The sequence below is a fragment of the Pseudomonas sp. RA_15y_Pfl1_P11 genome (assembly GCF_963970975.1).
In the GTDB taxonomy this organism is placed as follows: Bacteria; Pseudomonadota; Gammaproteobacteria; order Pseudomonadales; family Pseudomonadaceae; genus Aquipseudomonas; species Aquipseudomonas tritici.
In genome coordinates, this window is the sequence record NZ_CAXAOY010000023.1 from 65,921 (window position 1) to 90,642 (window position 24,722).

Sequence of the window (24,722 nt, forward strand, 5' to 3'; positions counted from 1 at the left end):
GCACACAAACGAGGCTGCGGGGTGTGGCAGCGACGTAGAAAAAACAGGCAAGGATTATTCCTGTTTTATCGAAATACACCAGATACTTTGGTCGCGTCGCCCTGTAACTTGTATCGCGCCGCCGAATAAGCGTTAAATAGTGTTCAAATTGACACGGATTTTTTTCATCTCTGATGCCCGAAATTACTGCTCCCCAGCGCGAAAAGACGCCTGACAATGTCACTGATTGCGACGACCTTTTCCCTATCCGTGAAGTCGCCCGGCTGACCGGCGTCAACCCGGTCACTCTGCGCGCCTGGGAGCGTCGCTACGGCCTGATCCAGCCAACGCGCACCGAAAGCGGGCATCGGTTGTATTCGCGCAACGATATCGACACCGTGCACCGGGTACTGGACTGGATCGAACGTGGCGTCGCGGTCAGCAAGGTAGGCAAACTCCTCGCACGAGACGAGCCGCTCGGCGAACCTGGCACCGCGCCTGAAACGCAGGTGGAGTGGGTTCAGTGGCAGGGACGCCTGCGCCTTGCAATCAGCGCATTCGATGACCGTGAGTTGGACCGACTGTACGACCAGATCTTTTCCGCCTACCCGATTGCCGTAGTGTTTCAAGACATTCTCATGCCGCTGTGGCAGGCATTGCTGCGCCACCAAGGGCGCTTCGGCCAAGCCAGCGAGTGGCTGTTCTTCGACAATCACCTGCGCTCGCGCACCGCGCAACGTCTGCAAGTGACAGCGGCCGCGTCGGTGCCTCGGGTATTACTGGCGGCCGTTGCCGGGGAATGCCGCGAGTTGGAGTTGCTGGTCGCGGGCCTGCTGATGTCGGGGGAAACGCTCGCGGTGAAGGTCATGGGCGTAGGCCAGCCATTCGACGAATTGACGCTGATCTGCGAAAAGACCCAGCCGCAAGCCTTGGTACTGTTCTCCAATCGCGCACCCGGCAGCGAACTGCCGCTGCGACTCAAGCGCCTGGCGCTGACCCTGAATTGCCCGTTGCTGCTGGCAGGTGATGCCGCCGACCTGGCGCAGGAAAGCCTTAAGGGCTCGCCAATCGGTTGCCTGGGTAACGAGGGGCGGCTGATGCAGCGCCGCTTACAGCAATTCCTGGCGGGTGGCCTGGATACCTGAGCTCAGGCATGAACCTCTGGATGGGCCAAGCGGTGCTGGTGCAGGATGAACTGGCGCAGGCGCTCGATTTCTTCGGCGTCGCTCTGGTTCAGTCGATAGGCGAACAACCCGCGCGCGGTTTCTCGTTCGAACGTTCCGCGCAACGCAATGCGCTCATAGCCCGATGGGCTGAACCACAGTGAAAAAGTTTTGGGTGGCTTGATCCGGCTCCGAATCTCCACCAGTACGCCTTTGAACGACACCTCATGCACCCACATCGCGCCCGGGTTGCCCTTGATATTTTCCAGCGCCACTGGGGTTTCAAGCGTCAGGCGCCACGGCCGGATCATTGGCCCGTCTTCGAAAATACTCGGCACGCCCAAGCGCAGGTGAACCGCGTGAAACTCATCTTCGACCAAGTGCAGCGGGAAGGTGAGTTGCTGGTTGTCGAACTGCGCCTGGATGGTGAGATGGTCGTGGGCGGCCAGGCGAGTGAGCAGGTCGCGAATTTGCGCACCCCCGTTAACCGTCAGGCTCGACGACGCATCCCGCAGGTTCAACTGTGGGTTGTGCTGCATGGTCTGGATAAAATCCAGTTCGTCCTGCGTCAGGAGTGCGTCGCGTTGCATGAGGCCTGCTCAACAGGTAGGGGTTAAAACGCCATTATCCTCTTAATCACCGTTTTATCTAATCTTTGTTAGATTCGATCGTCGTCTTGAGTGCGGCTAGCTCTGCCTTGAGTTCGGCGACTTGCGCTTCCAATTGGGCCACGCGCTGCTGGGCTTTGACTTGAACGGTGACGTCCTTTTGAACGCCGATGAAGTAAGTCTGTTTGTCTGCCGCGTTGTAAAGGGTGGATATCGACAGCTCATTCCAGAAGTGCGTGCCGTCCTTGCGGTAATTGCGCAGGGTTTCGCGACAATTGCCATCATTGCCCAGCGCTTCTCGAATGGCGATAAGGCCCGGTTGGTCCCGGTCTCCCGATTGCAGGAAACGGCAATCCTGGTAGAGGATTTCATCGCTGGCGTAGCCGGTCAGCCGCTCAAAAGCCGGGTTGACGTAGATCAGTGGCAAGTCCTTGCCTTCCCGTTCAGCGATAACAATGCCGTCATTCGAGGCGTCGATGACCATTTGCATCAATTGAGCGTTAATCATGCGGGGTTTCATCCAGGTGAGGTGTCGCAAGTCTAAGACACCCCGGCATTCTTTCCATCCGGGCGCGACGTTTTTTTGAAGGGGTCGGTTGAGCTGCTAATATCCCACGCTTTCGCTCAACTACAGGATTAGATTGATGAAAGTCGCCATCCTTTCCGGCTCGGTCTACGGCACTGCTGAAGAAGTCGCTCGCCATGCTGGCAGTATCCTCAATGCCGCAGGTTTCGAGGCCTGGCACAACCCCCGCGCCAGTCTGGCGCAGGTGCAGGCATTTGCGCCGGACGCTTTTCTGGCGGTGACGTCCACCACCGGCATGGGCGAGTTGCCCGACAATCTGCAACCCCTGTATTCGACGATTCGCGACCAACTGCCCGCCGCCTGGCGTGGCCTGCCCGGTGCAGTCATCGGCCTGGGCGACGCCAGCTATGGCGATACTTTCTGCGGTGGCGGCGAGCAAATGCGCGAGCTGTTTGCTGAGTTGGGCGTGCGCGAAGTGCTGCCCATGCTGCGCTTGGACGCCAGCGAAAGTGTCACCCCGGAAACTGACGCCGAACCGTGGCTGGCCGAATTGGTCACTGCGCTGCGCGGTTGAGCGCTCATTCGCGCACCAATGCCTGTGCCGCCCCTTTATTGGCGGCACTTCTCTGACGTTGTCCACACGAATTTAAACTATCCTCAAGACTGACTCGTACGGTCATCAAGCTGGCTGCCAAGGCAACTACGGCGGCCACGACGTCTGACTAGACTGGCCCATCACTCAAAAAAACAATAAGAAAGTGCGCTAAGGAGGTCGTTACCGTGAGCCTAGCCCCCGTTCTATTGCCACAGAATGTCAAAGACCAGGTCAGCGCTGCCGAGTGGCAAACCCGCGTCGACCTGGCAGCCTGTTATCGCCTGGTGGCGCTGCATGGTTGGGATGACCTGATCTTTACGCATATCTCGGCCAAGGTGCCGGGCACCGATGATTTCCTGATCAACCCTTATGGGTTGATGTTTGACGAGATCACCGCGTCGAGCCTGGTCAAGGTCGATCAGGCCGGCAACAAGCTGATGGAGAGCCCCTACGAGATCAACCCCGCGGGCTACACCATCCACAGCGCCATCCATGAAGGTCGCCACGACGTGACCTGTGTGCTGCACACCCACACCGCTTCGGGTGTTGCGGTGGCTGCGCAGAAACAAGGCGTGTTGCCGATAAGCCAGCAGTCCCTGTTCGTGCTGTCGAGCCTGGCGTATCACGCCTACGAAGGGGTGGCGTTGAACCATGAAGAGAAGGCCCGCTTGCAGGCCGATCTTGGCGAAAACAATTTTCTGATGCTGCACAACCATGGTCTTCTGACTTGCGGCAGCACCATCGCCGACACTTTTTTGATGATGTTTACCTTCCAGCGCGCCTGCGATATCCAGGTGCTGGCGCAAAATGGCGGCGCTGAATTGATCGCCATCGGGCCACAGATACTCGCCGGTGCCAAGGCAATGGTGGCGGCGGTCACAAAGAGCGCACAAGGTATGGGGGGCGCTCTGGCCTGGCCCGCGTTGCTGCGCAAGTTGGACCGCGTCGATCCTGGGTATAAAACCTGATGCCACTCGCCGAGATTCCGCTCAGTGTCTGGCGCAAACGCAGTCAGACATTCGAATTCCACGGCCGCACCATCCGTTACTGGGTGGCGGGGCAGGGCGAGCCGTTGCTGCTGATCCATGGCTTTCCCACTGCCAGTTGGGACTGGCACTACTTGTGGCAGCCCCTGGCCCAGCGCAACTTGGTGATCGCCTGCGACATGCTCGGTTTTGGCGACTCGGCCAAGCCGCTGGACCACGGTTATTGCCTACTGGAACAGGCGGACTTGCAGCAGGCACTGCTGGAACACCTGCGAGTCGAGCAGCCGGTGCATGTGCTGGCCCATGACTACGGCGACAGCGTCGCCCAGGAATTGCTGGCGCGGCACTATGAAGGTCGCTTTCAGATGGCCAGTTGTGTGTTTCTCAACGGGGGGTTGTTTCCTGAGACCCATCGCCCGGCGCTGGTACAAAAGCTCTTGCTCAGCCCCCTGGGCTGGATGATCGGCCGTGCGTTTGGGCGCAATGCCCTGGCGAACAGCTTCAGCCAGATATTCGGCCTCAATACCCGCCCCAGCGAAAGCGCCCTGGATGATTTCTGGAGCCTGATCGAATGCCACGAAGGCACGCGCATCCTGCACAAGCTCGTCGCCTACATTCCTCAGCGTCGGCGCCTGCGTGATCGTTGGGTCGCGGCAATGCAGCAGGCTGAAGTTCCGCTGCGGGTGATTGATGGCGAGATAGACCCGATCTCCGGCGCCCACATGGTTGAGCGTTACCACGAGTTGGTGCCCCACGCCGACACGGTCTTGCTGGCCAATATCGGCCACTATCCGCAGATCGAGGCGCCGGTGCAGGTGCTCAAGCACTACCTGGCGTTTCGCGAGCGAATTGCTGGCCCAGTGGGGGAGCTGGCTTGCCTGCGATAGCCATAGTTATCTACACACAATTAGATTTTCGTTAGCCCATCATAATCATCCCCCTACCTTATCGAGCACCATTCAGCCCCTGGCGTATCTATTGTGACCAGAGCCCCGGTGCCTGACACTCGACCCATTCCCATTGTCGCCATTGGAGTTCGGTATGAGTGAGTCAGTGCAGTTCCAGGATAAGGTCGTGATCGTCACCGGTGCCGGCGGCGGATTGGGCCGGGCCCATGCGCTGTTGTTCGCTAAACATGGCGCCAAAGTGTTGGTCAACGATCTCGGTGGTTCTACCCAGGGTGAAGGCGCGAATGCCTCGGCCGCCGACCGGGTCGTGGCCGAGATCCGTGAAGCGGGCGGTATTGCCGAGGCCAACCATGACTCTGTCACCGACGGTGACAAGATCGTGCAGAACGCCCTCGATGCCTTCGGCCGTATCGATGTGGTGGTCAATAACGCTGGCATTCTGCGTGACAAGACCTTCCACAAAATGGACGACAGCGATTGGGACCTGGTTTACCGGGTGCATGTCGAAGGCGCCTACAAAGTCACCCGCGCTGCTTGGCCCCATCTGCGCGAGCAAGCTTACGGTCGGGTGATTTTCACGGCGTCCACCTCGGGCATCTATGGCAACTTTGGCCAGTCCAACTACGGCATGGCCAAGCTTGGCCTCTATGGGCTGACCCGCACGCTGGCGCTGGAAGGGCGCAAGAACAACATTCTGGTGAACGCCATTGCCCCCACCGGCGGCACGCGCATGACCGAAGGCTTGATCCCGCCGCAAGTGTTCGAGCGCCTCAAGCCGGAGCTGGTCAGCCCGCTGGTGGTGTACCTGGGCAGCGAGGCGTGTCAGGAAACCTCGGGGCTGTTTGAAGTAGGCGGCGGCTGGATCGGCAAGACCCGTTGGGAGCGTAGCCTGGGCGTGGGCTTTGACCCGGAAGCCGGCTTCTCGCCCGACGATGTGGCCGCACACTGGCAGCAGATCTGCGACTTCGACGGTGCAGCCCACCCCAAGGACAATATCGAGGCATTGAAGGAGATGATGGCCAATCTGCAGAAATACAGCCTGTGATCGTTGCTTGAAAAAGATTGAATCCTGCGGGGCGCTGATGGCGCCCCGTTTTATTTAAGGCATAAAAAAGGCCGCTGCATAGGCAGCGGCCGAAGTAAGACGTTGGATCAAGGAGCGACAAATCAACGTCAGTGAACACCGGTAACGGATTGAAAATAATCATCAATCCATTTGAATCTGGCTTTTCTTCCGGTTAGGAAAGCGAGCCGTTGGCCCTGAAAGCCCGGCAAGAATAGCCGTTAGTAACAAAATGAGTAATGGCGATTCATGACAAGGACTGTTGCTGAATCAGCAACAGTTATGACCTGCTCCATCCATCTTCCTGATAACCCGCCATCCACACGGTGCATGCCCGCGCGCAGACCCAGGCCAGAGCGCCCGGTAATCCTTTCGAGCGACAACACGAATCCCTCCTTGGTGCGCTTATCCCTCCTGATGGTCGGCAGTAGGGTGGGGCCTTCTGTCACTCATCGGGGAAGACGCATGACAAGAACAACAATGCGCGCCATCTTCAGGCCACAGGCGCTGGCCGCTGCGGTTGCGTTGGGTTGCTGTGCGCAGGCACAGGCTGTTTCATTCAACATTGGCGAGATCGAAGGGCAATTCGATTCCTCACTGTCGGTGGGCGCAAGTTGGGGCATGCGCGATGCGGACAAAAAACTGGTGGGCACCGTCAATGGCGGTAGCGGCCAGGCTTCCACCGGGGATGACGGGCGCCTGAATTTCAAGAAGGGCGAAACCTTCTCGAAAATTTTCAAAGGTTTGCACGACCTTGAATTGAAGTACGGCGACACGGGCGTGTTTGTCCGTGGCAAATACTGGTACGACTTCGAACTCAAGGACGAAGATCGCGAGTTCAAGCAGATCAGCGACCACAACCGCAAGGAAGGCGCCAAGTCCAGCGGTGCGCAGATCCTCGATGCCTTCGTTTATCACAACTACTCACTGGGCAATCTGCCGGGCACCGTGCGCGCGGGTAAACAGGTGGTGAGTTGGGGGGAAAGTACCTTCATCGGCAACTCCATCAACAGCATCAACCCGATTGACGTGTCTGCCTTTCGTAGACCGGGTGCCGAGATCAAGGAAGGGCTGATCCCGGTCAATATGCTGTTCGCTTCACAAAGCCTGACCAACCAACTGACCGTAGAAGGGTTCTACCAGTTGGAATGGGACCAGACGGTACTGGATAACTGCGGCACGTTTTTTGGCAGCGATGTGGCGGCGGATGGTTGCACCAACAACTACACCGTGGGTAACCCTGCGATCGCGCCGCTGCAACCGGTGGCCGCAGCGTTTGGCCAAGGATTTGGCGCGACCAATGAAGGCGTGATTGTACGTCGCGCCGGCGACCGCGATGCGCGGGATTCCGGCCAGTTCGGTACGGCCTTGCGTTGGCTGGGGGACGACACGGAGTACGGCCTGTACTTCATGAACTACCACAGCCGTTCGCCGAACGTGGGCACCATCACCAACAATACCAACTTGGCGACACTCGGCGCGATCTCCGGCACCGCCAACGCCATAGCGCCTGGCTCTGGTGCGGGCCTGGTGCAGAGCCTGATGCTCGGCCGCGGCCAGTACTACCTCGACTACCCGGAAGATATTCGCCTGTTCGGCGCCAGTTTCTCCACCACCTTGCCCACCGGCACGGCGTGGACCGGAGAGATCAGCTACCGTCCAAATGCCCCGGTGCAACTCAACACCACCGACCTGACCCTGGCCCTGATCAATCCTGTCGCTGGCCAGCTCGCCTCACCTATCCGCAGCAACTTCGGTTCTGACAACAAAGGCTACCGCCGCAAGGAAATCACCCAGGTCCAAAGCAGCATGACCCAGTTCTTCGACCAAGTGCTGGGCGCTGAACGCCTGACGCTGGTGGGCGAAGCGGCCATCGTGCACGTCGGCGGCCTGGAGGATAAATCCAAGCTGCGTTACGGCCGCGACTCGGTGTACGGCGCTTATGGTTTCCAAGGCGACACCGATGGTTTTGTCACGTCCACCTCCTGGGGTTATCGCGCGCGGGCGATCCTTGACTACAACAACGTGATCGCCGGGATCAACCTCAAGCCGAACCTGTCCTGGTCCCACGACGTTGCCGGCTACGGCCCCAACGGCCTGTTCAACAAAGGCGCCAAGGCGATCAGTGCAGGGGTCGATGCGGACTACCGCAACACCTACACCGCCAGCCTCAGCTACACCGACTTCTTTGGTGGCGACTACAACACCCTGACCGACCGTGACTTCCTCGCCCTCAGCTTCGGCGTGAACTTCTGATTTGGCTTAAAGAAGGACAAGACTCTATGCGTAAGATAATTGCGGTAATGGCCCTCAGCCTGTTGGCCGCCAACGTGATGGCGGCGGTGTCGCCGGAAGAGGCGGCCAAGCTGGGCACCACCCTGACCCCGGTGGGCGCCGAAAAAGCCGGCAACGCCGATGGCTCGATCCCGGCCTGGACTGGCGGTATTCCCAAAAACGCCGGTGCGGTGGACAGCAAGGGCTTCCTCGCCGACCCGTTCGCCAGTGAAAAACCGTTGTTCGTGATCACCGCCGCCACTGTCGACAAATATAAAGACAAGCTGTCTGACGGCCAGGTAGCGATGTTCAAGCGCTATCCCGAGACCTATAAAATTCCCGTGTATCCAAGCCACCGCACGGTCAACCTGCCGCCGGACATCTACGAGTCGATCAAGCGCAGTGCGCTGAACGTCAAGGCCATCAACGACGGTAATGGCCTGGAAAATTTCACCGGCAACCGCTACTACGCGTTCCCGATTCCCAAGAATGGCGTGGAGGTGCTGTGGAACCACATCACCCGTTACCACGGTGGCAACCTGCGCCGCATCATCATCCAGGCCACCCCGCAGACCAACGGCGGTTACACGCCGATCCGCTTCGAAGAAGAAGTGGCGGTGCCGCAAGCGATCCCGGACATGGACCAGGCCAAGGCCGCCAACGTACTGAGCTTTTTCAAGCAATCGGTGACGGCGCCGGCGCGGCTGGCGGGCAACGTGCTATTGGTGCACGAAACCCTCGACCAGGTGAAGGAGCCGCGCCTGGCCTGGATCTACAACGCTGGCCAGCGCCGCGTGCGTCGCGCGCCGCAGGTGTCGTATGACGGTCCGGGTACTGCATCCGATGGGCTGCGCACCACGGATAACTTCGATATGTTCTCCGGCGCGCCTGACCGTTATGACTGGAAGCTGGTGGGCAAGAAGGAGATGTACATCCCCTACAACAGCTACAAGCTGGACCAGCCGACGCTCAAGTACGACGACATCATCAAGGCCGGCCACATCAATCAGGACCTGACCCGCTATGAGCTGCACCGCGTGTGGGAAGTGGTTGGCACGGTCAAGCCGAGCGAGCGGCACATCTACGCCAAGCGCCACATGTACATCGATGAAGACAGCTGGCAGGTGGCATTGGTGGATCACTACGACGGCCGTGGCCAACTGTGGCGGGTTGCCGAGGGGCATGCGCAGTTCTACTACAACCACCAGGTGCCGGCCTACACGGTGGAGACGCTGTACGACATCATCGCTGGGCGCTACATCGCCCTGGGGATGAAGAACGAGGAGAAGAGCAGTTTTGTGTTTGGGTTCAAAGCCAAGGCTGCGGATTACACACCGGCGGCGTTGAGGACTGAAGGCGTTCGCTGATGTTGGTGTGAAAATGCAATCCAACTGTGGGAGCGGGCTTGCTCGCGAATGCGGAGTATCAGTCACCGAATTCTTAGGCTGATCCACCGCATTCGCGAGCAAGCCCGCGCCCACATTGGGTTTTGTGCATGTCTTACAATCATTGTGCTGAATCTTTCTTCAACAACCGCCGACCACAGGACTAGGGTAGTCGCCACGTTGCATAACAATAAAAACGCAGGATGCAGCAATGACCGCCATGACACGCTGCCTGGACCGTCCTGGATTCATGCCTCGGCTGTCCGGCCACCATCTGCTGCGCCCGCGCTTGGCGGGCCCTTTGCTGGTGGCTTCGGCGCGGGTGAAGCTGTTGTGCGCGCCGGGTGGCAGTGGCAAGAGTGCGTTGCTCGCCGAGTGCGCATTGCAGGCACCCAAGGATTGCCAAGTGTATTGGTTGCCGCTCAATGGTGTTGCCCTCAGCCCTCTTGATCTGTGCCTGCGCCTGGCGCAAAGCCTCGGCTTGCCATTCACCGATGAAGCCACGCTGCTGCTGGACCTTGGCCGCTGGCACACCTCGGCGTGGGTGTTCCTCGATGACTTCTGCCGCTTGCCCGCGCCCGACACCGACGCCTTGCTCGACCGCCTGCTCACTGCCAGCAGCCCGGCGTTGAGCTGGTGGCTTGGGGCGCGGCGCCGGCCGGCGTGCAACTGGCCGCGGCTGTTGCTCGACGATGAGTTGCTGGAGTGTGGCGCCGAGTTGGCGTTTGATGCTGAGGAAATCAAGCAACTGCTCAGCCATGCGCCAGGGCAGTCCGTCGACCGTGTGTTGCAGTTCAGCGCCGGCTGGTGCGCCGGTGTGCGCATCGCGCTGCTCGGCGATGGTCACCCGGACAAAACCTTGCTCGACTACTTGCAACACGAGCTGTTCAGCACCTTGCCGACCGAGCTGGCTGAAGCCTGGCGCGTGCTCGCCCATCTGCCGCGTTTCAATACGGGGTTGTGCGAGCACCTGTTCGGCGTTGGCGACGGTGTCCAATACCTGCGGGGCTTGCAGGCCCTCGGTGCGTTTATCCAGCCTTGGGAAGACACGAGCTGGCAACAGGTTTTCCCGCCGCTGGCACAGCTGATGCGTGATGAGCCCTGGCCGGCCAAGCGCTCCTGGCACCGGCGCGCCTGCCAATGGTTCACCGCCGAACAGGACTGGCAGGCAGCATTTGAACAAGCCTTGCTGGCCGAAGAATATGAAGCCGCGGTGAGCTTGCTGAAGTACTTCAGTTTCGAGGACCTGTTCCGCCAGCAGAACGCGGTGTTGCTGTTGCGTCTGCATGAACAGCATGGCGATGAATTGATGCTCGGCTCGGCGCAACTGGTCGGGCTGGTGACGGCGGCATTGCTGTTCGCCGGGCGTTTTGACCAGGCCGCGCAATGCATCGACCAGCTTGCGCGGTTCGCCCCGCAACCGACGGCGGCGCAACAACGCTATCTGCTGGCGCGCTGGCAGGCGCAATGGGGCTGGCTGCTGCATTTGGGCGGCGATGCCGAGCGCTCTCGCGAACATTTCCTTGAGGCACTGCAAGCCTTGCCCGACAGTGCCTGGACGTCGCGGCTGATGTGCCTGTCGGGCCTGACCCAGCAAGCCTTGCTGCGTGGCGAGTTGGACGTGGCCCAGAGCCTGAGCCGTGAGGCGTTGTGCCTGGCCCGGGCCCACGGTTCGTTGCTGCTCGAGGCCTTGCTCGAACTGGATCACGCGCAATTACTGGAGCAGCGCGGCGCGCCGTATCGGGCGCAAAGCCTGCTGGAAAATGTGCAGGCGATGTTGCTCGAACAGCGGCTCAAGGCCGGGCCCTTGGTTGGGCGCATTGCCCTGCGGCGCGGGCATCTGGCGTTGCGCCAGGGGCAAGACAGCCTGGCCGCCGAATGCTTCGAAACAGGCTTGAAGGTGTGCCTGCACAGCCAGGACAAGCGCGTGCTCTACGGGTTTCTCGGCTTGGCGCTGATGGCAGCCAATCGTGGCGATTACGCCCAAGCCTTTGACCAACTGCGCGAAGCCGAACGGCTGATGCAACAACGCCAGGTGCCCGACAGGGTGTATCGCGCGGTGCTGCTGTTGGTCAGCGGGCATTTCTGGTTGCAACAGGGGCGCGCTGACCTGACGGTGGAAGCGGTGCGCCGCGTACTGCGACACTTCCGGGGGCCCCAGGCCAAACAGGCGCCGCCGGCCACCCTGGAACTGATCCCGCGCCTGGAATACCTGCTGGTGCTGGCGGAGGTGAAACTGGGCTGTGCCGAGCACCCCGTAGCACGGCTTACGGCCTTGCTGGGCAGCGCCCACCAACGCGGCATGCTCTGTCTGGAAACCGAGCTGTACCTGGTGCTCGGCGAAGTGGCCTGGCAGGTCGGCGACGCCTCCCTGGCGCGCCGTTCGCTGCAAACCGGGCTTCAGCTGGCGGAGCGTTGCCAGGTGCAGCAGGCTATTCGCGAGCTGCGGCTGCGCTCGCCGGGGGTGTTGAGCGAGCTGGGCATGGAGCCCCAAGCCTCAACGTCAGGCGCGGTCGAGAACCCACTCAGCCAGCGCGAGCTGGAAGTGCTGCAGTTGATCGCCCTGGGTAACTCCAACCTGGAAATCGCCGACCGCCTGTTTATCTCCCTGCACACCGTCAAGACCCACGCGCGGCGCATCCACAGCAAGCTCGGCGTGGAGCGGCGTACGCAAGCGGTGGCCAAGGCCAAGACACTGGGGTTGATGATCTAGCTGCAGAACGCCTGGCGATACTCGCCGGGTGTGGCGCCCATGGCCTGGCGAAAGCGATGGGTGAAGTGGCTGGCGCTGGAGAAACCGCACATCAAGGCGATCTCGCCCAAGGGCAGGGCGCCGCTGCGCAGCAGGGCCTGGGCACGGGTCAATCGCCGCGCCAACAAATATTGATGGGGCGGCAGGCCGAACGTCTGGCGGAACATCCTCGCGAAATGGTACTCCGACAGCGCACACATCCCGGCCAATTGACCCAGGCTGATCGGGTCTTCCAGGTATTGGTCGATGTAGTCGACCAACAGTCGTCGCTGGTACGCCGCCAACCCGCCTTTCAGACGGAGCCCTTCGCGCGCGCCCACCTGGCTGAGCAGGGTGTGGCTGAGCATTTCATGGGCCAGGCTGCTGGTCAGCAAGCGCTCTGCGGGTTCGTGCCAGTTCAGCGCGATCAATTGATGAAAGCGCCGGGCCTGGCTGGCGTCTTCCAGGAAGGTGCTTTCGCGCAGGTGCAAGGTGCGGGGCTCGCGGTCGAGCAGGGTGATGCAGCCCAAGGCAAACTGCTCCGGGCTGAAATACACGTGGGCCAGGCGAATCTCGCCGTTGATCACCCATGCCGACTGATGCTCGGCGGGCAGGATGCACAGCTTGTCGGGCCCGCCCTTGGTGCCCGGCTGGTCACGCCGAAAGGTGCCGGTGCCGCCGCCGATGTAGCACGACAGCGTGTGATGGCTCGGCGCTTGATAATCCTGCGAGTCGTGGTGGTTGCTCCACAAAGCCGCAGACAAGCCGTCACCGAGCTCGGCGCAGGCCTCAAGGCGTGCGTTGGGCGAGCGATTAAGGGCTTGAAAGACTTGCAGGGATTCCAGATCAGGCATGGTGAGTACTCTCCGACGCTTTGCATCCTACTCCCCGCGGTTGGCGCTGTGATCCCGTCGCCCAACAAAAGCGCAAGATTGTGCAAGAGCGCGCCACGGAGGGAGGGCCAGACTGTGGCTCAACCGATGGAGCCCGCTATGAACCTTTCCCTGTATTTACTCACCGTGCTGATTTGGGGCACCACCTGGATCGCCCTCAAGTGGCAGCTGGGCGTGGTGGCAATCCCTGTGTCCATCGTTTATCGCTTTGGCTTGGCGGCGCTGGTGTTGTTTGCGCTGTTGTTGCTCAGCCGCACGTTGCAGGTGATGAACAGGCGTGGGCACTTGATCTGCCTGGCCCAAGGGCTGTGCCTGTTCTGCGTCAACTTCATGTGCTTTCTTACGGCCAGCCAGTGGATTCCCAGTGGGTTGGTGGCGGTGGTGTTCTCCACGGCTACGCTGTGGAACGCGCTGAATGCCCGGGTGTTTTTCGGCCAGCGGGTGGCGCGTAATGTGTTGATGGGCGGCGGCCTTGGCTTGCTGGGACTGGGCTTGCTGTTCTGGCCGGAACTGGTGGGGCATACCGCCAGCCCGCAGACCTGGCTCGGCTTGGGGTTGGCGTTGCTCGGGACGATGTGTTTCTCGGCGGGCAATATGTTGTCGAGCCTGCAGCAGAAGGCCGGGCTCAGGCCGCTGACCACCAATGCCTGGGGCATGGCGTATGGTTCGGCGATGTTGGCAACGTATTGCGTGGTGCGCGGGATTCCGTTCGAGATGGACTGGAGCGCGCGGTATGTCGGCGCGTTGTGGTACCTGGTGATTCCGGGGTCGGTGATTGGGTTTACGGCTTATCTGACGTTGGTGGGTCGGATGGGGCCGGAGCGTGCGGCGTATTGCACGGTGTTGTTTCCGGTGGTGGCGCTGAATGTGTCGACGTTTGTTGAGGGGTATCAGTGGACTGCACCGGCGTTGGTGGGGTTGGTGCTGGTGATGGTGGGGAATGTGTTGGTGTTTCGGAAGGTGAAGCGTGTGAACCCTGTCTTCAAGGCACAACAAACCTAAATGTGGGAGCGAGTTGTTTGGGCTATTTGAGGCCTAGGCGCTTGGCCATTCGGCCTAGGTTGGCGCGGTCCAGGCCGAGTTCGCGGGCGGCGCTGGCCCAGTTGTGCTGGTGGCGTTCCAGGCAGGCGCTGATGATTTGGCGCTGGTAGTGCTCTGTGGCCTGGCGCAGGTCGCCGGTGACGGCGGTCACCATGTCAGTCTGTTCTTCGATCAGCGGCGCGCTGACATCGGGCAGGTCGAGGTCCCGGGCACTCAAGCTTAAAATCCTCGGACGTTCGCGACAGTTCCCCAAGGCTTTCAGCGCGCTGCGTCCGATCAAATGTTCCAGCTCTCGCACGTTGCCCGGCCAGTTATAGGCCAGCATCGCCGCCTGGGCATCGCTGGTCAGGCGCAAGCTGCCCAGGCCCATGCGTGAGCGGTTCTGTTCGAGGAAGTAGCCGGCCAGCAGCAGCACATCGCGCCCGCGTTCGCGCAGCGCCGGTACTTGCAGGGGGTACACGCTGAGTCGGTGGTAAAAGTCGGCGCGGTAGCGGCCGTTGCGCACCTCAAAGGCCAGGTCGCGGTTGGTGGCGGCGATCAGGCGCACGTCCACTTGGTGTTCCTTGTCCGAGCCCAGCCGCTGCAACTGGCCGCTTTGCAGTACCCGCAGCAGCTTGGCTTGCACCGTCAGTGACAGTTCGCCCACTTCATCCAGGAACAACGTACCGCCATTGGCCAGCTCGAATTTGCCGCGGCGCTCATTCAACGCACCGGTGAAGGCGCCGCGCACATGGCCGAACAGCTCGCTTTCCACCAGGGTTTCCGGCAGGGCGGCGCAATTGAGGCTGATCAGCGGTTTGTCCGCGCGTGTTGATGCGGCGTGGATGGCGTGGGCTACCAGTTCCTTGCCCACTCCGGTTTCGCCAGTGATCAGTACGGTCAGGTCGCTGCCACCGACCCATTTGGTCTCCTCGACCAGGCGCTTGTGGCTTTTACTTTGGCCGATCATTTCCTTGTGCTGCTGGCCGCTGGCCTGGCGGTAAATCTCGGCACGCTGGTGTTCGTCTTCGGCGCGCAAGGCCAGGCGCTCGATGCGCTCGGCTACGTTGACGGTGGCGGCGGCGAGGCTGGCGAAGGCTTGCAGGGCATCGAGCTCCACGCGTTCGAAGCGCTCGGTGTCGAGGGCATCCAGGGTCAGCAGGCCCCAGGGCTGGTCGTCGACGAACAGCGGGCAGCCCATGCAGTCGTGTACTTCCAGGTGTCCATGCAGGCCATCCACCAAGCCGTCATAGGGGTCGGGCAATTCGCTGTCACTGTCAAAGCGCGTGGGGCCGGGGCTGCTCAGCAGCACGGCAAAGCGCGGATGCTCACTGACCTTGAAGCGTCGACCCAAGGTGTCGTCGCTCAAGCCATCGACGGCCAGTGGCACCAGCCATTCGCCTTCCAGGCGCAACAACGCGGCGGCATCGCAAGGGAGCAGGGCGCGCATCGCTTGCAGCAGGCGGCGGTAACGCTCGCCTTCAGGCAGTTCGCGAGACAGGTCGGCGACCAGAGGCAGCAGGGTGGTGAGCAATGAGTGCGCAGTCATAAAGACTCCTTGTAGTCCTTATGACTATAAGGTGTAGGAGGTCATACTGACTACATGTAATTTAAGTGGTTGAAAAATAACGATTAATAAGTTGGCACGAATACTGAGTAATTCAGGGTAATCAGTGAAGAAGCCCAGGAGGCTCCCATGCTTAGCGCCCAAGACCGTGCCATCGTCAAATCTACCGTGCCCCTGCTGGAAAGCGGCGGCGAAGCGTTGATCACCCATTTCTACCGCATGATGCTCTCCGAGTACCCAGAGGTTCGTCCGCTGTTCAATCAGGCGCACCAGGCCAGCGGCGACCAGCCCCGCGCTCTGGCCAAGGGTGTGTTGATGTACGCGCGGCATATCGACCAGTTGGATCAACTGGGTGATTTGGTGGCCAAGATCATCAACAAGCACGTCGCCCTGCAGATCCTGCCGGAGCATTACCCGATCGTCGGTGCCTGCCTGCTGCGGGCGATTTCCGAAGTGCTGGGCAGCCAGATCGCGACCCCCGAAGTGATGAGTGCCTGGGGCGCGGCGTACGGCCAGCTGGCGGATATCCTGATCGGTGCTGAGGCGGCGATCTATGAAGAGAAAGCCCAGGCACCCGGTGGCTGGCGTGGTGCGCGGCCGTTCCTGCTGGTCAAGCGGGTGGAGGAGAGCGACGAGATCATCTCCTTCTACTTTGCCCCGGTGGACAACGGCCCGATCCTCAATGCCGCGCCGGGCCAGTACATCGGCATGAAACTGGTACTGGATGGCGAGGAAGTGCGCCGCAACTATTCCCTGTCGGCCCTGACTGACGTGGGCCTGTACCGTATCAGCGTCAAGCGCGAAGCCGGCGGGCGGGTGTCCAACTACCTGCATGACCAGTTGCACGTCGGCGCGACCATCGACCTGTTCCCGCCGTCGGGTGCGTTCACCCTGGCGGCCAGCGATAAACCGCTGGTGCTGATCAGCGGCGGGGTCGGCATCACGCCCACCTTGCCGATGCTCGAAGCCGCCCTGGCCACCGAGCGTCCGGTGCATTTCATTCACTGCGCGCGCAATGGCGGCGTGCATGCATTCCGTGACTGGGTGGATGCCCTGGCCGCCAAGCACCCGCAGCTCAAGCGCTTCTATTGCTACGCCGAAGACGATGGTGTGAGCCCGGTGGCGGACAAGGTCGGCCTGCTCAGCCAGGAACAACTGGCCGCCTGGTTGCCCGAGCAGCGCGATGTGGATGCGTACTTCCTCGGCCCCAAAGGCTTCATGGCCGCGATCAAGCGCCACCTCAAAGCCTTGGGTGTCCCCGAAAAACAAAGCCGCTACGAATTCTTCGGCCCGGCTGCCACCTTGGAATAACCCCTTCGGGGTAGCTGCAAGCGACAAGTAAAAGCCGGATCGAAGCCCGCTCTCACTTGAAGCTTGAAGCTTGCCACTTGTCGTTACCCCCACCATTAATCCCCCGTTAACCCCTCTCTGTTTAAACCACTCCCTGTGTGTAAACTTGCGGCCATTGGCATAACCAAACAAAGGGAACCGGAAATGAGTGACGAATTGCGTTTAGGCAGGGAGCGGCGCTTTCTGGTGTTGCTGGGGATCATCTGCCTGGCGCTGATCGGCGGTGCGCTCTACATGCAGGTGGTGCTGGGCGAGGCGCCATGCCCGCTGTGCATTCTGCAACGCTATGCTTTATTGCTGATCGCGATCTTCGCGTTCATCGGCGCGGCCATGCGCACCAAAGGGGCGCTCACCTTTTTCGAAGGGCTGGTGATCCTCTGCGCCCTCGGTGGTGTGGCCGCAGCCGGTCACCATGTGTACACCCAGTTCTATCCACAGGTCAGCTGCGGCATTGATGTGCTGCAACCGATTGTCGATGACCTGCCCCTGGCCAAGGTGTTCCCCCTGGGCTTCCAGGTCGATGGCTTCTGCAGCACTCCGTATCCGCCTGTGCTGGGCCTGTCCCTGGCGCAGTGGGCGCTGGTCGCGTTTGTGCTGACCGTGATCCTGGTGCCGTTGGGCATTTACCGGAATCGCCAGCGCAAAGCCTGAGCCCATCCTTGAAACACCCCGGTCCTTCTTGAGGGAGGGCCGGGGTGTTTATTGCTTGTGGGATTTGTGAGCGGAGCGTGACGCAGGACAATGGCGAGTGCGCGCAGCATGCGACATGTTGTCACACGGAAGCGGCCGCAGGACGTTTCTGACCCGCCAAACGGTCGCTTAAATTTGCATCATGCGGCCAAGATGTGCTGTCACTTCGTGGCTCTGACAGTGGCGTGCACCTCACGCCGCTCCCGCGATTTCGTGATGTCTGAATGCCTTGTTTTATGGGGGCTTGCATCGGTTTTGCGTGCCCTTACAGACCGTAAGGACTGCCGCATATCGCCCTATAACACAGCATTTTTTGTGGTTTTTGTGAAGAATCGAACACGGTAAGATCGCGAACCTTTGCAATAAAGGTGAAGGATTATTGCTGTAATCGATAAAAATTATTTCTTTATCAGACATGGTTTATACATCGCTAGCTAACTACAATCGCCCGCACTGAATGTCCGGTGCTGTTCAATCTTTGAGCACTGGAGCGGTCGAGGGGCAGATGGATGGCTCTGTGCGACCCCAAGGTTCCGGCAGCCTTTCAACTACCCGCACCAAATGGAATTGGTCTGTAACAAGGCCTTTAGCCACGAAGTCGAATAAGAACTCACCGCAGGTCCGTGAAACGTAGATTTATGGCGTGACGGGCAGGCTCTTATTCAATCGAAGAGAAATGCCAACCCTTGGCAGGGTGAAGTGTTGGCGATCAAAACCCAACTGCATTGCGCAAGCTGCTTTAGAGGTCGTGAGATGAGTAAAAACAGGTACCCCCGATTACTAGGCTTTTTGCCGCTGCTTGGCATGATGTTAATGCTGGGAGGCTGTAAGTGGACCTTGATGGACCCAAAAGGACAGATCGGTCTGGATCAACGAAACCTGATCATCACCGCCACCCTGCTGATGCTGCTGGTCGTGGTCCCTGTGATCATCATGACCTTCGCCTTCGCCTGGAAATACCGCGCGTCGAACACCAGCGCGACCTACGCGCCGAAGTGGTCGCACTCCACCAAGATCGAAATCGCGGTGTGGCTGGTTCCGATCCTCATCATCATCGCCCTGGGTTACATCACCTATAAGTCGACCCACGAGCTGGACCCGTACCGTCCGCTGGAATCCGACGTCAAGCCGATCAATATCGAAGTGGTTGCGCTGGACTGGAAGTGGCTGTTCATCTACCCGGACCTGGGTATCGCCACTGTCAACGAGATCCAGTTCCCGGAGAACACTCCGCTTAATTTCCGGATTACCTCAGACGCCGTGATGAACTCGTTCTTCATCCCAGCCCTGGGCGGTCAGATCTACGCGATGGCAGGCATGCAGACCCGACTGCACCTGATCGCCAACGAAAAAGCTGAAATGGAAGGCATCTCCGCTAACTACAGCGGCGCTGGCTTCACCGGCATGAAATTCAAAGCGATCTCGACGAGCCAGGAAGATTTCAACGCCTGGGTCGCCAAAGTCAAGGCCGCACCTAAACAGCTTGATCAAGCTGAATACGATGCCCTGACCAAACCAAGCCAGAACAACCCAGTCGCGCTGTATTCCGCGTTTGAGCCGAACCTGTTTCAGAAAATCGTCGACAAGTACGAAGGTATGAAGCCAGGCAAGCCGGTCAAGCACGAGAAGAAAGAAGTGGCCGCGGTTGAAGGTTCTGACGCGGGCTCGCATTCAACTGCTGGGGCAGAGGAGTAAACGATGTTTGGTAAATTAAGTTGGGATGCGGTCCCGTTCCACGAGCCGATTGTGATGATTACCATCGCCATGATCGCGCTGGGTGGTCTGGCACTGTTTGCGGCAATCACTTATTTCAAGAAGTGGACCTACTTGTGGACCGAGTGGCTGACGTCGGTCGACCACAAGAAAATCGGCGTGATGTACATCATCGTCGCCATGGTCATGTTGCTGCGTGGTTTTGCCGACGCCATCATGATGCGTACCCAGTTGGCCATGGCCACCGAGGGTTCGCCTGGCTACCTGCCGCCTGAACACTATGACCAGATCTTCACCGCCCACGGTGTGATCATGATCATCTTCATGGCGATGCCTTTCTTCACTGGCCTGATGAACCTTGCAGTGCCGCTGCAGATCGGCGCGCGTGACGTGGCTTACCCGTTCCTGAACTCCCTGAGCTTCTGGCTGCTGGTTTCCGGCGTCGTGCTGATCAACCTTTCCCTGGGCGTCGGCGAATTTGCCAAGACCGGTTGGGTTGCGTATCCGCCATTGTCGGGCCTGCAATACAGCCCTGGCGTGGGTGTGGACTACTACATCTGGGCGCTACAGTTATCAGGGCTCGGGACGACGCTGACGGGGGTCAACTTCTTGGCCACCGTGCTGAAAATGCGCGCCCCTGGCATGAAGCTGATGGACATGCCGATCTTCACCTGGACCTGCACCTGGGCCAACGTCCTGATCGTGGCTTCGTTCCCGATCCTGGCCGCTACCATGGCGCTGCTGTCGCTTGACCGTTACCTGGATTTCCACATTTTCACCAATGAACTTGGTGGCAATCCAATGATGTACGTGAACCTGTTCTGGGCATGGGGTCACCCTGAGGTGTACATCCTGATCCTGCCAGCTTTCGGTATCTTCTCCGAAGTGATCTCGACCTTTACCGGCAAGCGCCTGTTCGGTCACCACTCGATGGTTTACGCATCGGGCGCGATCTCTGTACTGGGCTTCATGGTTTGGCTGCACCACTTCTTCACCATGGGGTCGGGGGCCAGCGTCAACGCCTTCTTCGGCCTGGCAACGATGCTGATTTCCATCCCGACGGGGGTGAAGCTATTCAACTGGCTGTTCACCATCTACCACGGTCGTTTGCGCATGACCAGCCAGGTCCTGTGGACCCTGGGCTTCATGGTGACCTTCGCCATTGGCGGCATGACCGGCGTACTGCTGGCCATCCCGGGTGCTGACTTCGTCCTGCACAACAGCCTGTTCGTGATCGCTCACTTCCACAACGTGATCATCGGTGGTGCTGTATTCGGCTACATCGCTGGTTTCAGCTTCTACTTCCCGAAAGCGTTCGGCTTCAAGCTGCACGAAGGCTGGGGCAAGGCTGCATTCTGGTTCTGGATCTCGGGCTTCTTCGTCGCGTTCATGCCGCTCTATGCACTGGGCTTCATGGGCATGACCCGTCGTCTGAACGCTACCACCAACCCTGAGTGGGTACCGTACCTGTACGTTGCCATGTTCGGTGCAATCATGATCGCTGTGGGTATTGCCTGCCAGTTGATCCAGCTGTACGTGAGCATCCGTGACCGTAAGCAGAACGCTTGCGACTCCGGCGACCCATGGAACGGCCACACCCTGGAATGGTCGACTTCCTCGCCACCTCCGTTCTACAACTTCGCCGTGATTCCTACTGCGAACACCATTGATGCGTTCACCGAAGCCAAGGAAGACGGTACTGCGTACCAGAAGCCTAAGCACTACGAACCGATCCACATGCCGAGCAACACCGCCACTGGCGTGGTGATGGGTGCGCTGTTGACCGTGTTCGGTTTCGCGATGATCTGGCACATCTGGTGGCTGGCAATCGTTGGCCTGGTGGGCACCATCGGCTACTTCATTGTCCACGCTGCACGTGATGATCAAGGCTACATGGTGCCGGTCGAAACGATCGAGCGCATCGAAGCCGAGCAGCACGCTCGCCTGGTCGCCGAGAAGAAAATCCCGGCCAACCGTGTAGAAACCTCGTTGGAACAGGCTTAAACCATGTCGAACTTAGTGACCAATGCTGGACACGCCCATGTCGATGACCATGGGCACGATGACCATCACCACGACTCGGGGCCGATGACCGTTTTCGGTTTCTGGCTCTACCTGATGACCGACTGCATCTTGTTTGCGTCGATCTTCGCGGTGTACGCGGTACTGGTAAACAACGTAGCGGGTGGCCCGTCGGGCCACGACATCTTCGAACTGCCTTACGTGCTCGGCGAAACCGCCTTGCTGTTGTTCAGTTCGATTACCTACGGCTTCGCCATGTTGGCCTTCTACAAGGGCAACAAGAAGGGCGTACTGAGCTGGTTGGGTCTGACCTTCCTGTTCGGCCTGGGCTTCATCGGCATGGAGATCAACGAGTTCCATCTGCTGATCTCCGAAGGCTACGGCCCGCACCGTTCCGGCTTCCTGTCCGCGTTCTTCACGCTGGTAGGCACTCACGGTCTGCACGTGACGGCAGGCCTGCTGTGGATGGCGGTGATGATGTATCAGGTCAATAAACACGGCCTGACCAACACCAACAAGACTCGCCTGAGCTGCCTGAGCCTGTTCTGGCACTTCCTGGACGTGGTCTGGATCTGCGTCTTCACCGTTGTTTACCTGATGGGGACTCTGTAATGGCTAATGCACACTCCCATGACCATGACAGCCATGATGCGAGCCACGGCAGCGTTAAGTCGTACGCCATCGGCTTCATCCTGTCGGTAATCCTTACCCTGATCCCGTTCGGCCTGGTGATGTACCCAACCCTGCCGAAATCGATCACGTTGATGATCGTGCTGGCGTTCGCGGTGATTCAGGTGCTGGTTCACCTGGTGTACTTCCTGCACTTGGATCGCTCGAAAGAGCAGCGCGATAACGTGATTGCGTTCGTGTTCGCAGGCTTAGTAATCCTGCTGCTGGTTGGCCTGTCGATATGGATCATGTTCAGCATCCATACGTTCATGATGGCGAAGTGAGGTAAGACCCGATGTCGCTTAAGCACTTTATCCAAATCACCAAACCGGGGATCATTTTCGGTAACGTGCTTTCTGTGGCGGGCGGTTTCTTCCTGGCCTCCAAGGGACATGTCGATCTGGCCATCTTCCTGGCTGCAATGATTGGCACATCCCTGGTGGTAGCTTCCGGATGTGTGTTCAACAACTGCATCGACCGCGACATCGACATCAAGATGGAGCGCACCAAGAACCGCGCGTTGGTCCAGGGTCTGGTTTCCCTGAAGCTGGCGCTGCTGTTCGCGACCGTCCTGGGTGTTGCCGGTGTGGTGCTGTTGTACAAGGTGGCTAACCCGCTGGCGGCGCTGTTTGCCGTGATCGGCTTTGTCATCTACGTCGGCCTCTACAGCCTGTACCTCAAGCGCAAGTCGGTTCACGGCACGCTGGTGGGCAGTCTGTCGGGGGCGATGCCTCCGGTAATTGGTTATGTGGCTGTGACCAATAGCTTCGACATGGCCGCGCTGGTGCTACTGGTGATGTTCAGCCTGTGGCAGATGCCGCATTCCTACGCCATCGCGATTTTCCGCTTCAATGACTACCTGGCTGCGTCGATTCCGGTTTTGCCGGTTAAACGTGGCATCCAGGTCGCCAAGAAACACATCCTGCTGTACATCCTGGCCTTCCTTGTGGCGACCTTGATGTTGACCTTCAGTGGCTACGCCGGCATGAGCTACCTTGCCGTCGCCGCCGCCATGGGCATGTACTGGTTGTACATGGCCTGGACCGGCTACAAGGCGGTGGATGACACCGTCTGGGCGCGCAAGCTGTTCGTGTTCTCGATCTTCACCATCACCGCGCTTAGCGTGATGATGTCCCTGGATTTCCAAGTGCCGAAAGAGCTGTTGCTGACCTACGCTCACTGAAGAGTCCCGCAGTGAAAAAGCCCCGCCTTCGAGAGAAGCGCGGGGCTTTTTCTTGGGCGTTCGGTTAAATCGGCCAATGCCTTTTCCGTCATACACTTTTGTACGAGCTGTGCGAATCCATCACCCGCCCTACAACAAGGAGTTGTCACATGGTCAGCGTTAGTCGTCGGTCCCTTCTCGCCGTAGGCGCCGCCCTGCCGTTGCTGGGGCGCCTGGATTGGGCGGTTGCGGCGTCGTCGCCGGCAACGTCTGACAAGGTAAGGCTCAACTACAACGAAAGCCCCTACGGCCCTTCAGGCGCTGCGCGGGAGGCGATGCAGCGGGGCATCGCCAACTCCGGACGTTATCCTTACGGCCATATGTATGCTTTAGCCGGGCTGTTTGCCCAACAGCAAGAAATTGCCGAGGAACAGGTGGCGGTATTTGCAGGCTCGATGGCGGCCTTGCGCTATGCCGTATTGGCATTCACCAGTGAAACCCGTGGCCTGGTGATGGCCGCGCCGTCCTACGAGGTGCCGCGCCAGGCGGCCGAGTCGAACAAGGCGCCGGTGAAGGAAGTCAGTCTGAGCGCCGACCACGCCCACGACATCCTGGCCATGCTCGCCGCCGATCCCCAGGCGGGCATGCTCTACCTGTGCAATCCCAATAACCCCACTGGCACTGTCACGTCTACCGAGGCCATCCGCCAGGCACTGGCAAACAAACCCAAAGGCAGTGTGCTGGTGGTGGACGAGGCCTATATCGACTTCGCCGACGTCCCCAGCGTTGTCAGTTGGGTCAAGGACCATGACGACCTGCTGGTGCTGCGCACGTTCTCGAAAATCTACGGCATGGCCGGCGCCCGTCTGGGCCTGGCAATCGGCCACCCTGCGTTGCTGGAGCGGCTGGCCGTGTTTGGCGGCGACAACGTACCGGCAGGCTCCACACTGCTCGGCGGCATTGCCAGCCTGGAAGACGTGAAACTGCTGCCGCAACGCAAGGCGCTCAATAACCAGCTGCGTGACGAGACCGTGGCCTGGCTGAAAGGCCGTGCTTTCACCTGCACCGCCTCCCAGGCCAACTGCTTCATGATCGACGTGAAGCAACCGGCGGAGCAGGTGATCGAGCAGTTGGCGGCGCAGGGTGTGCTGATCGGCCGGGTGTTTAAAAGCTGGCCGCAGTGGGTGCGTGTGACGGTGGGAGACAAGCGGGAGATGGCACGGTTTCGCGAGGTGTTTGCAGCGCAAGTCGAACGGGTCAGTTGACACAGCACAGATCAAATGTGGGAGCTGGCAAGCCAGCTCTTATCAAACAAAAAATAACTCATTGTTTTTGCTCTTAAAATTTAAGCCGCTTTAACCAGCTGCAATCCAAGTTTGCGTGCCTTGCGTTCCAAGGCGCGCATCTGCCGATCACGG

Annotated in this window: 21 protein-coding genes; 17 read left to right on the top strand and 4 right to left on the bottom strand. The window is 59.7% G+C overall.

The genetic code is table 11. The annotated features are described in order from the left end of the window. Positions 1–173: 173 nt before the first annotated feature. Positions 174–1,124: a MerR family transcriptional regulator gene (locus AACY44_RS24250; protein ID WP_339420689.1), complete on the top strand. Its 951-nt coding sequence runs from the start codon at positions 174–176 to the stop codon at positions 1,122–1,124. Between the two features lie 2 nt (positions 1,125–1,126). On the opposite strand, the gene AACY44_RS24255 is transcribed toward AACY44_RS24250, so the two are convergent. Further along, positions 1,127–1,732: a hypothetical protein gene (locus AACY44_RS24255; protein ID WP_339420688.1), complete on the bottom strand. Its 606-nt coding sequence runs from the start codon at positions 1,730–1,732 to the stop codon at positions 1,127–1,129. Between the two features lie 58 nt (positions 1,733–1,790). Continuing rightward, positions 1,791–2,258 carry a PAS domain-containing protein gene (locus AACY44_RS24260; protein ID WP_339427496.1) on the bottom strand — a complete coding sequence of 156 codons (468 nt, stop codon included), beginning with the start codon at positions 2,256–2,258 and terminating at the stop codon, positions 1,791–1,793. A gap of 136 nt (positions 2,259–2,394) precedes the next feature. Here AACY44_RS24260 and AACY44_RS24265 point away from each other — a divergent pair, with 136 nt between their 5' ends. From AACY44_RS24265 to AACY44_RS24295, 7 genes are all read left to right on the top strand, one after another. After that, on the top strand, positions 2,395–2,850 hold the full coding sequence (locus tag AACY44_RS24265; RefSeq protein WP_339420686.1) for a flavodoxin: 456 nt from the start codon (positions 2,395–2,397) through the stop codon (positions 2,848–2,850). A gap of 206 nt (positions 2,851–3,056) precedes the next feature. Further along, positions 3,057–3,839, top strand: coding sequence for a class II aldolase/adducin family protein (locus AACY44_RS24270; protein WP_339427495.1), 783 nt, complete (start codon positions 3,057–3,059; stop codon positions 3,837–3,839). Then, positions 3,839–4,744, top strand: a complete 906-nt coding sequence (locus AACY44_RS24275; RefSeq protein ID WP_339420684.1) for an alpha/beta fold hydrolase — start codon at positions 3,839–3,841, stop codon at positions 4,742–4,744. Before AACY44_RS24270 ends, AACY44_RS24275 begins: the two co-directional genes overlap by 1 nt. A 154-nt stretch (positions 4,745–4,898) precedes the next feature. Further along, entirely contained in the window at positions 4,899–5,810 is a 912-nt protein-coding gene (locus tag AACY44_RS24280) for an SDR family oxidoreductase (RefSeq protein ID WP_049711581.1), read from the top strand. 483 nt (positions 5,811–6,293) lie between these two features. After that, positions 6,294–8,084, top strand: a complete 1,791-nt coding sequence (locus tag AACY44_RS24285) for a DUF1302 domain-containing protein (RefSeq protein WP_339435953.1) — start codon at positions 6,294–6,296, stop codon at positions 8,082–8,084. Between the two features lie 26 nt (positions 8,085–8,110). Continuing rightward, positions 8,111–9,469: a DUF1329 domain-containing protein gene (locus tag AACY44_RS24290; protein WP_339435954.1), complete on the top strand. Its 1,359-nt coding sequence runs from the start codon at positions 8,111–8,113 to the stop codon at positions 9,467–9,469. A gap of 229 nt (positions 9,470–9,698) precedes the next feature. After that, positions 9,699–12,200, top strand: coding sequence for a helix-turn-helix transcriptional regulator (locus tag AACY44_RS24295; RefSeq protein ID WP_339435955.1), 2,502 nt, complete (start codon positions 9,699–9,701; stop codon positions 12,198–12,200). Here the strand turns inward: AACY44_RS24295 and AACY44_RS24300 are convergent. After that, positions 12,197–13,072, bottom strand: a complete 876-nt coding sequence (locus AACY44_RS24300) for a helix-turn-helix transcriptional regulator (protein ID WP_339420680.1) — start codon at positions 13,070–13,072, stop codon at positions 12,197–12,199. The genes AACY44_RS24295 and AACY44_RS24300 overlap by 4 nt on opposite strands. Positions 13,073–13,210: 138 nt before the next feature. On the opposite strand from AACY44_RS24300, the gene AACY44_RS24305 reads away from it, so the two are divergent. Beyond that, on the top strand, positions 13,211–14,113 hold the full coding sequence (locus AACY44_RS24305; protein ID WP_339420679.1) for a DMT family transporter: 903 nt from the start codon (positions 13,211–13,213) through the stop codon (positions 14,111–14,113). A 22-nt stretch (positions 14,114–14,135) separates the two neighbouring features. Here AACY44_RS24305 and norR read toward each other — a convergent pair whose 3' ends face one another. Then, positions 14,136–15,680: a nitric oxide reductase transcriptional regulator NorR gene (gene norR / locus AACY44_RS24310; RefSeq protein ID WP_339420678.1), complete on the bottom strand. Its 1,545-nt coding sequence runs from the start codon at positions 15,678–15,680 to the stop codon at positions 14,136–14,138. A 147-nt stretch (positions 15,681–15,827) separates the two neighbouring features. On the opposite strand from norR, the gene hmpA reads away from it, so the two are divergent. The 8 genes from hmpA (at position 15,828) to ptaA (ending at position 24,569) form a co-directional block, all read left to right on the top strand. Continuing rightward, positions 15,828–17,009 carry an NO-inducible flavohemoprotein gene (gene hmpA / locus AACY44_RS24315; RefSeq protein ID WP_339420677.1) on the top strand — a complete coding sequence of 394 codons (1,182 nt, stop codon included), beginning with the start codon at positions 15,828–15,830 and terminating at the stop codon, positions 17,007–17,009. Positions 17,010–17,192: 183 nt separating this feature from the next. Next, complete coding sequence (locus AACY44_RS24320) at positions 17,193–17,699, top strand: disulfide bond formation protein B (RefSeq protein WP_339420676.1); 507 nt, start codon at positions 17,193–17,195, stop codon at positions 17,697–17,699. 792 nt (positions 17,700–18,491) lie between these two features. Then, entirely contained in the window at positions 18,492–19,433 is a 942-nt protein-coding gene (gene cyoA, locus AACY44_RS24330; RefSeq protein WP_049711590.1) for a ubiquinol oxidase subunit II, read from the top strand. Positions 19,434–19,436: 3 nt separating this feature from the next. After that, positions 19,437–21,455 (top strand): cytochrome o ubiquinol oxidase subunit I, encoded by a 2,019-nt coding sequence (gene cyoB, locus AACY44_RS24335; protein WP_339420675.1) that lies wholly within the window; start codon positions 19,437–19,439, stop codon positions 21,453–21,455. Between the two features lie 3 nt (positions 21,456–21,458). Further along, positions 21,459–22,085, top strand: a complete 627-nt coding sequence (locus tag AACY44_RS24340; protein WP_017734786.1) for a cytochrome o ubiquinol oxidase subunit III — start codon at positions 21,459–21,461, stop codon at positions 22,083–22,085. Then, on the top strand, positions 22,085–22,426 hold the full coding sequence (cyoD, locus tag AACY44_RS24345; RefSeq protein ID WP_010206434.1) for a cytochrome o ubiquinol oxidase subunit IV: 342 nt from the start codon (positions 22,085–22,087) through the stop codon (positions 22,424–22,426). The genes AACY44_RS24340 and cyoD overlap by 1 nt, the downstream gene beginning before the upstream one ends. A gap of 11 nt (positions 22,427–22,437) precedes the next feature. Then, positions 22,438–23,325 (top strand): heme o synthase, encoded by an 888-nt coding sequence (cyoE, locus tag AACY44_RS24350; protein ID WP_049711593.1) that lies wholly within the window; start codon positions 22,438–22,440, stop codon positions 23,323–23,325. A gap of 149 nt (positions 23,326–23,474) precedes the next feature. Next, the gene (gene ptaA / locus AACY44_RS24355; protein WP_339531218.1) at positions 23,475–24,569 is read left to right on the top strand and encodes a pyoverdine biosynthesis transaminase PtaA; all 1,095 of its coding nucleotides are present in this window, start codon (positions 23,475–23,477) and stop codon (positions 24,567–24,569) included. The last annotated feature ends 153 nt before the right edge of the window (positions 24,570–24,722 follow it).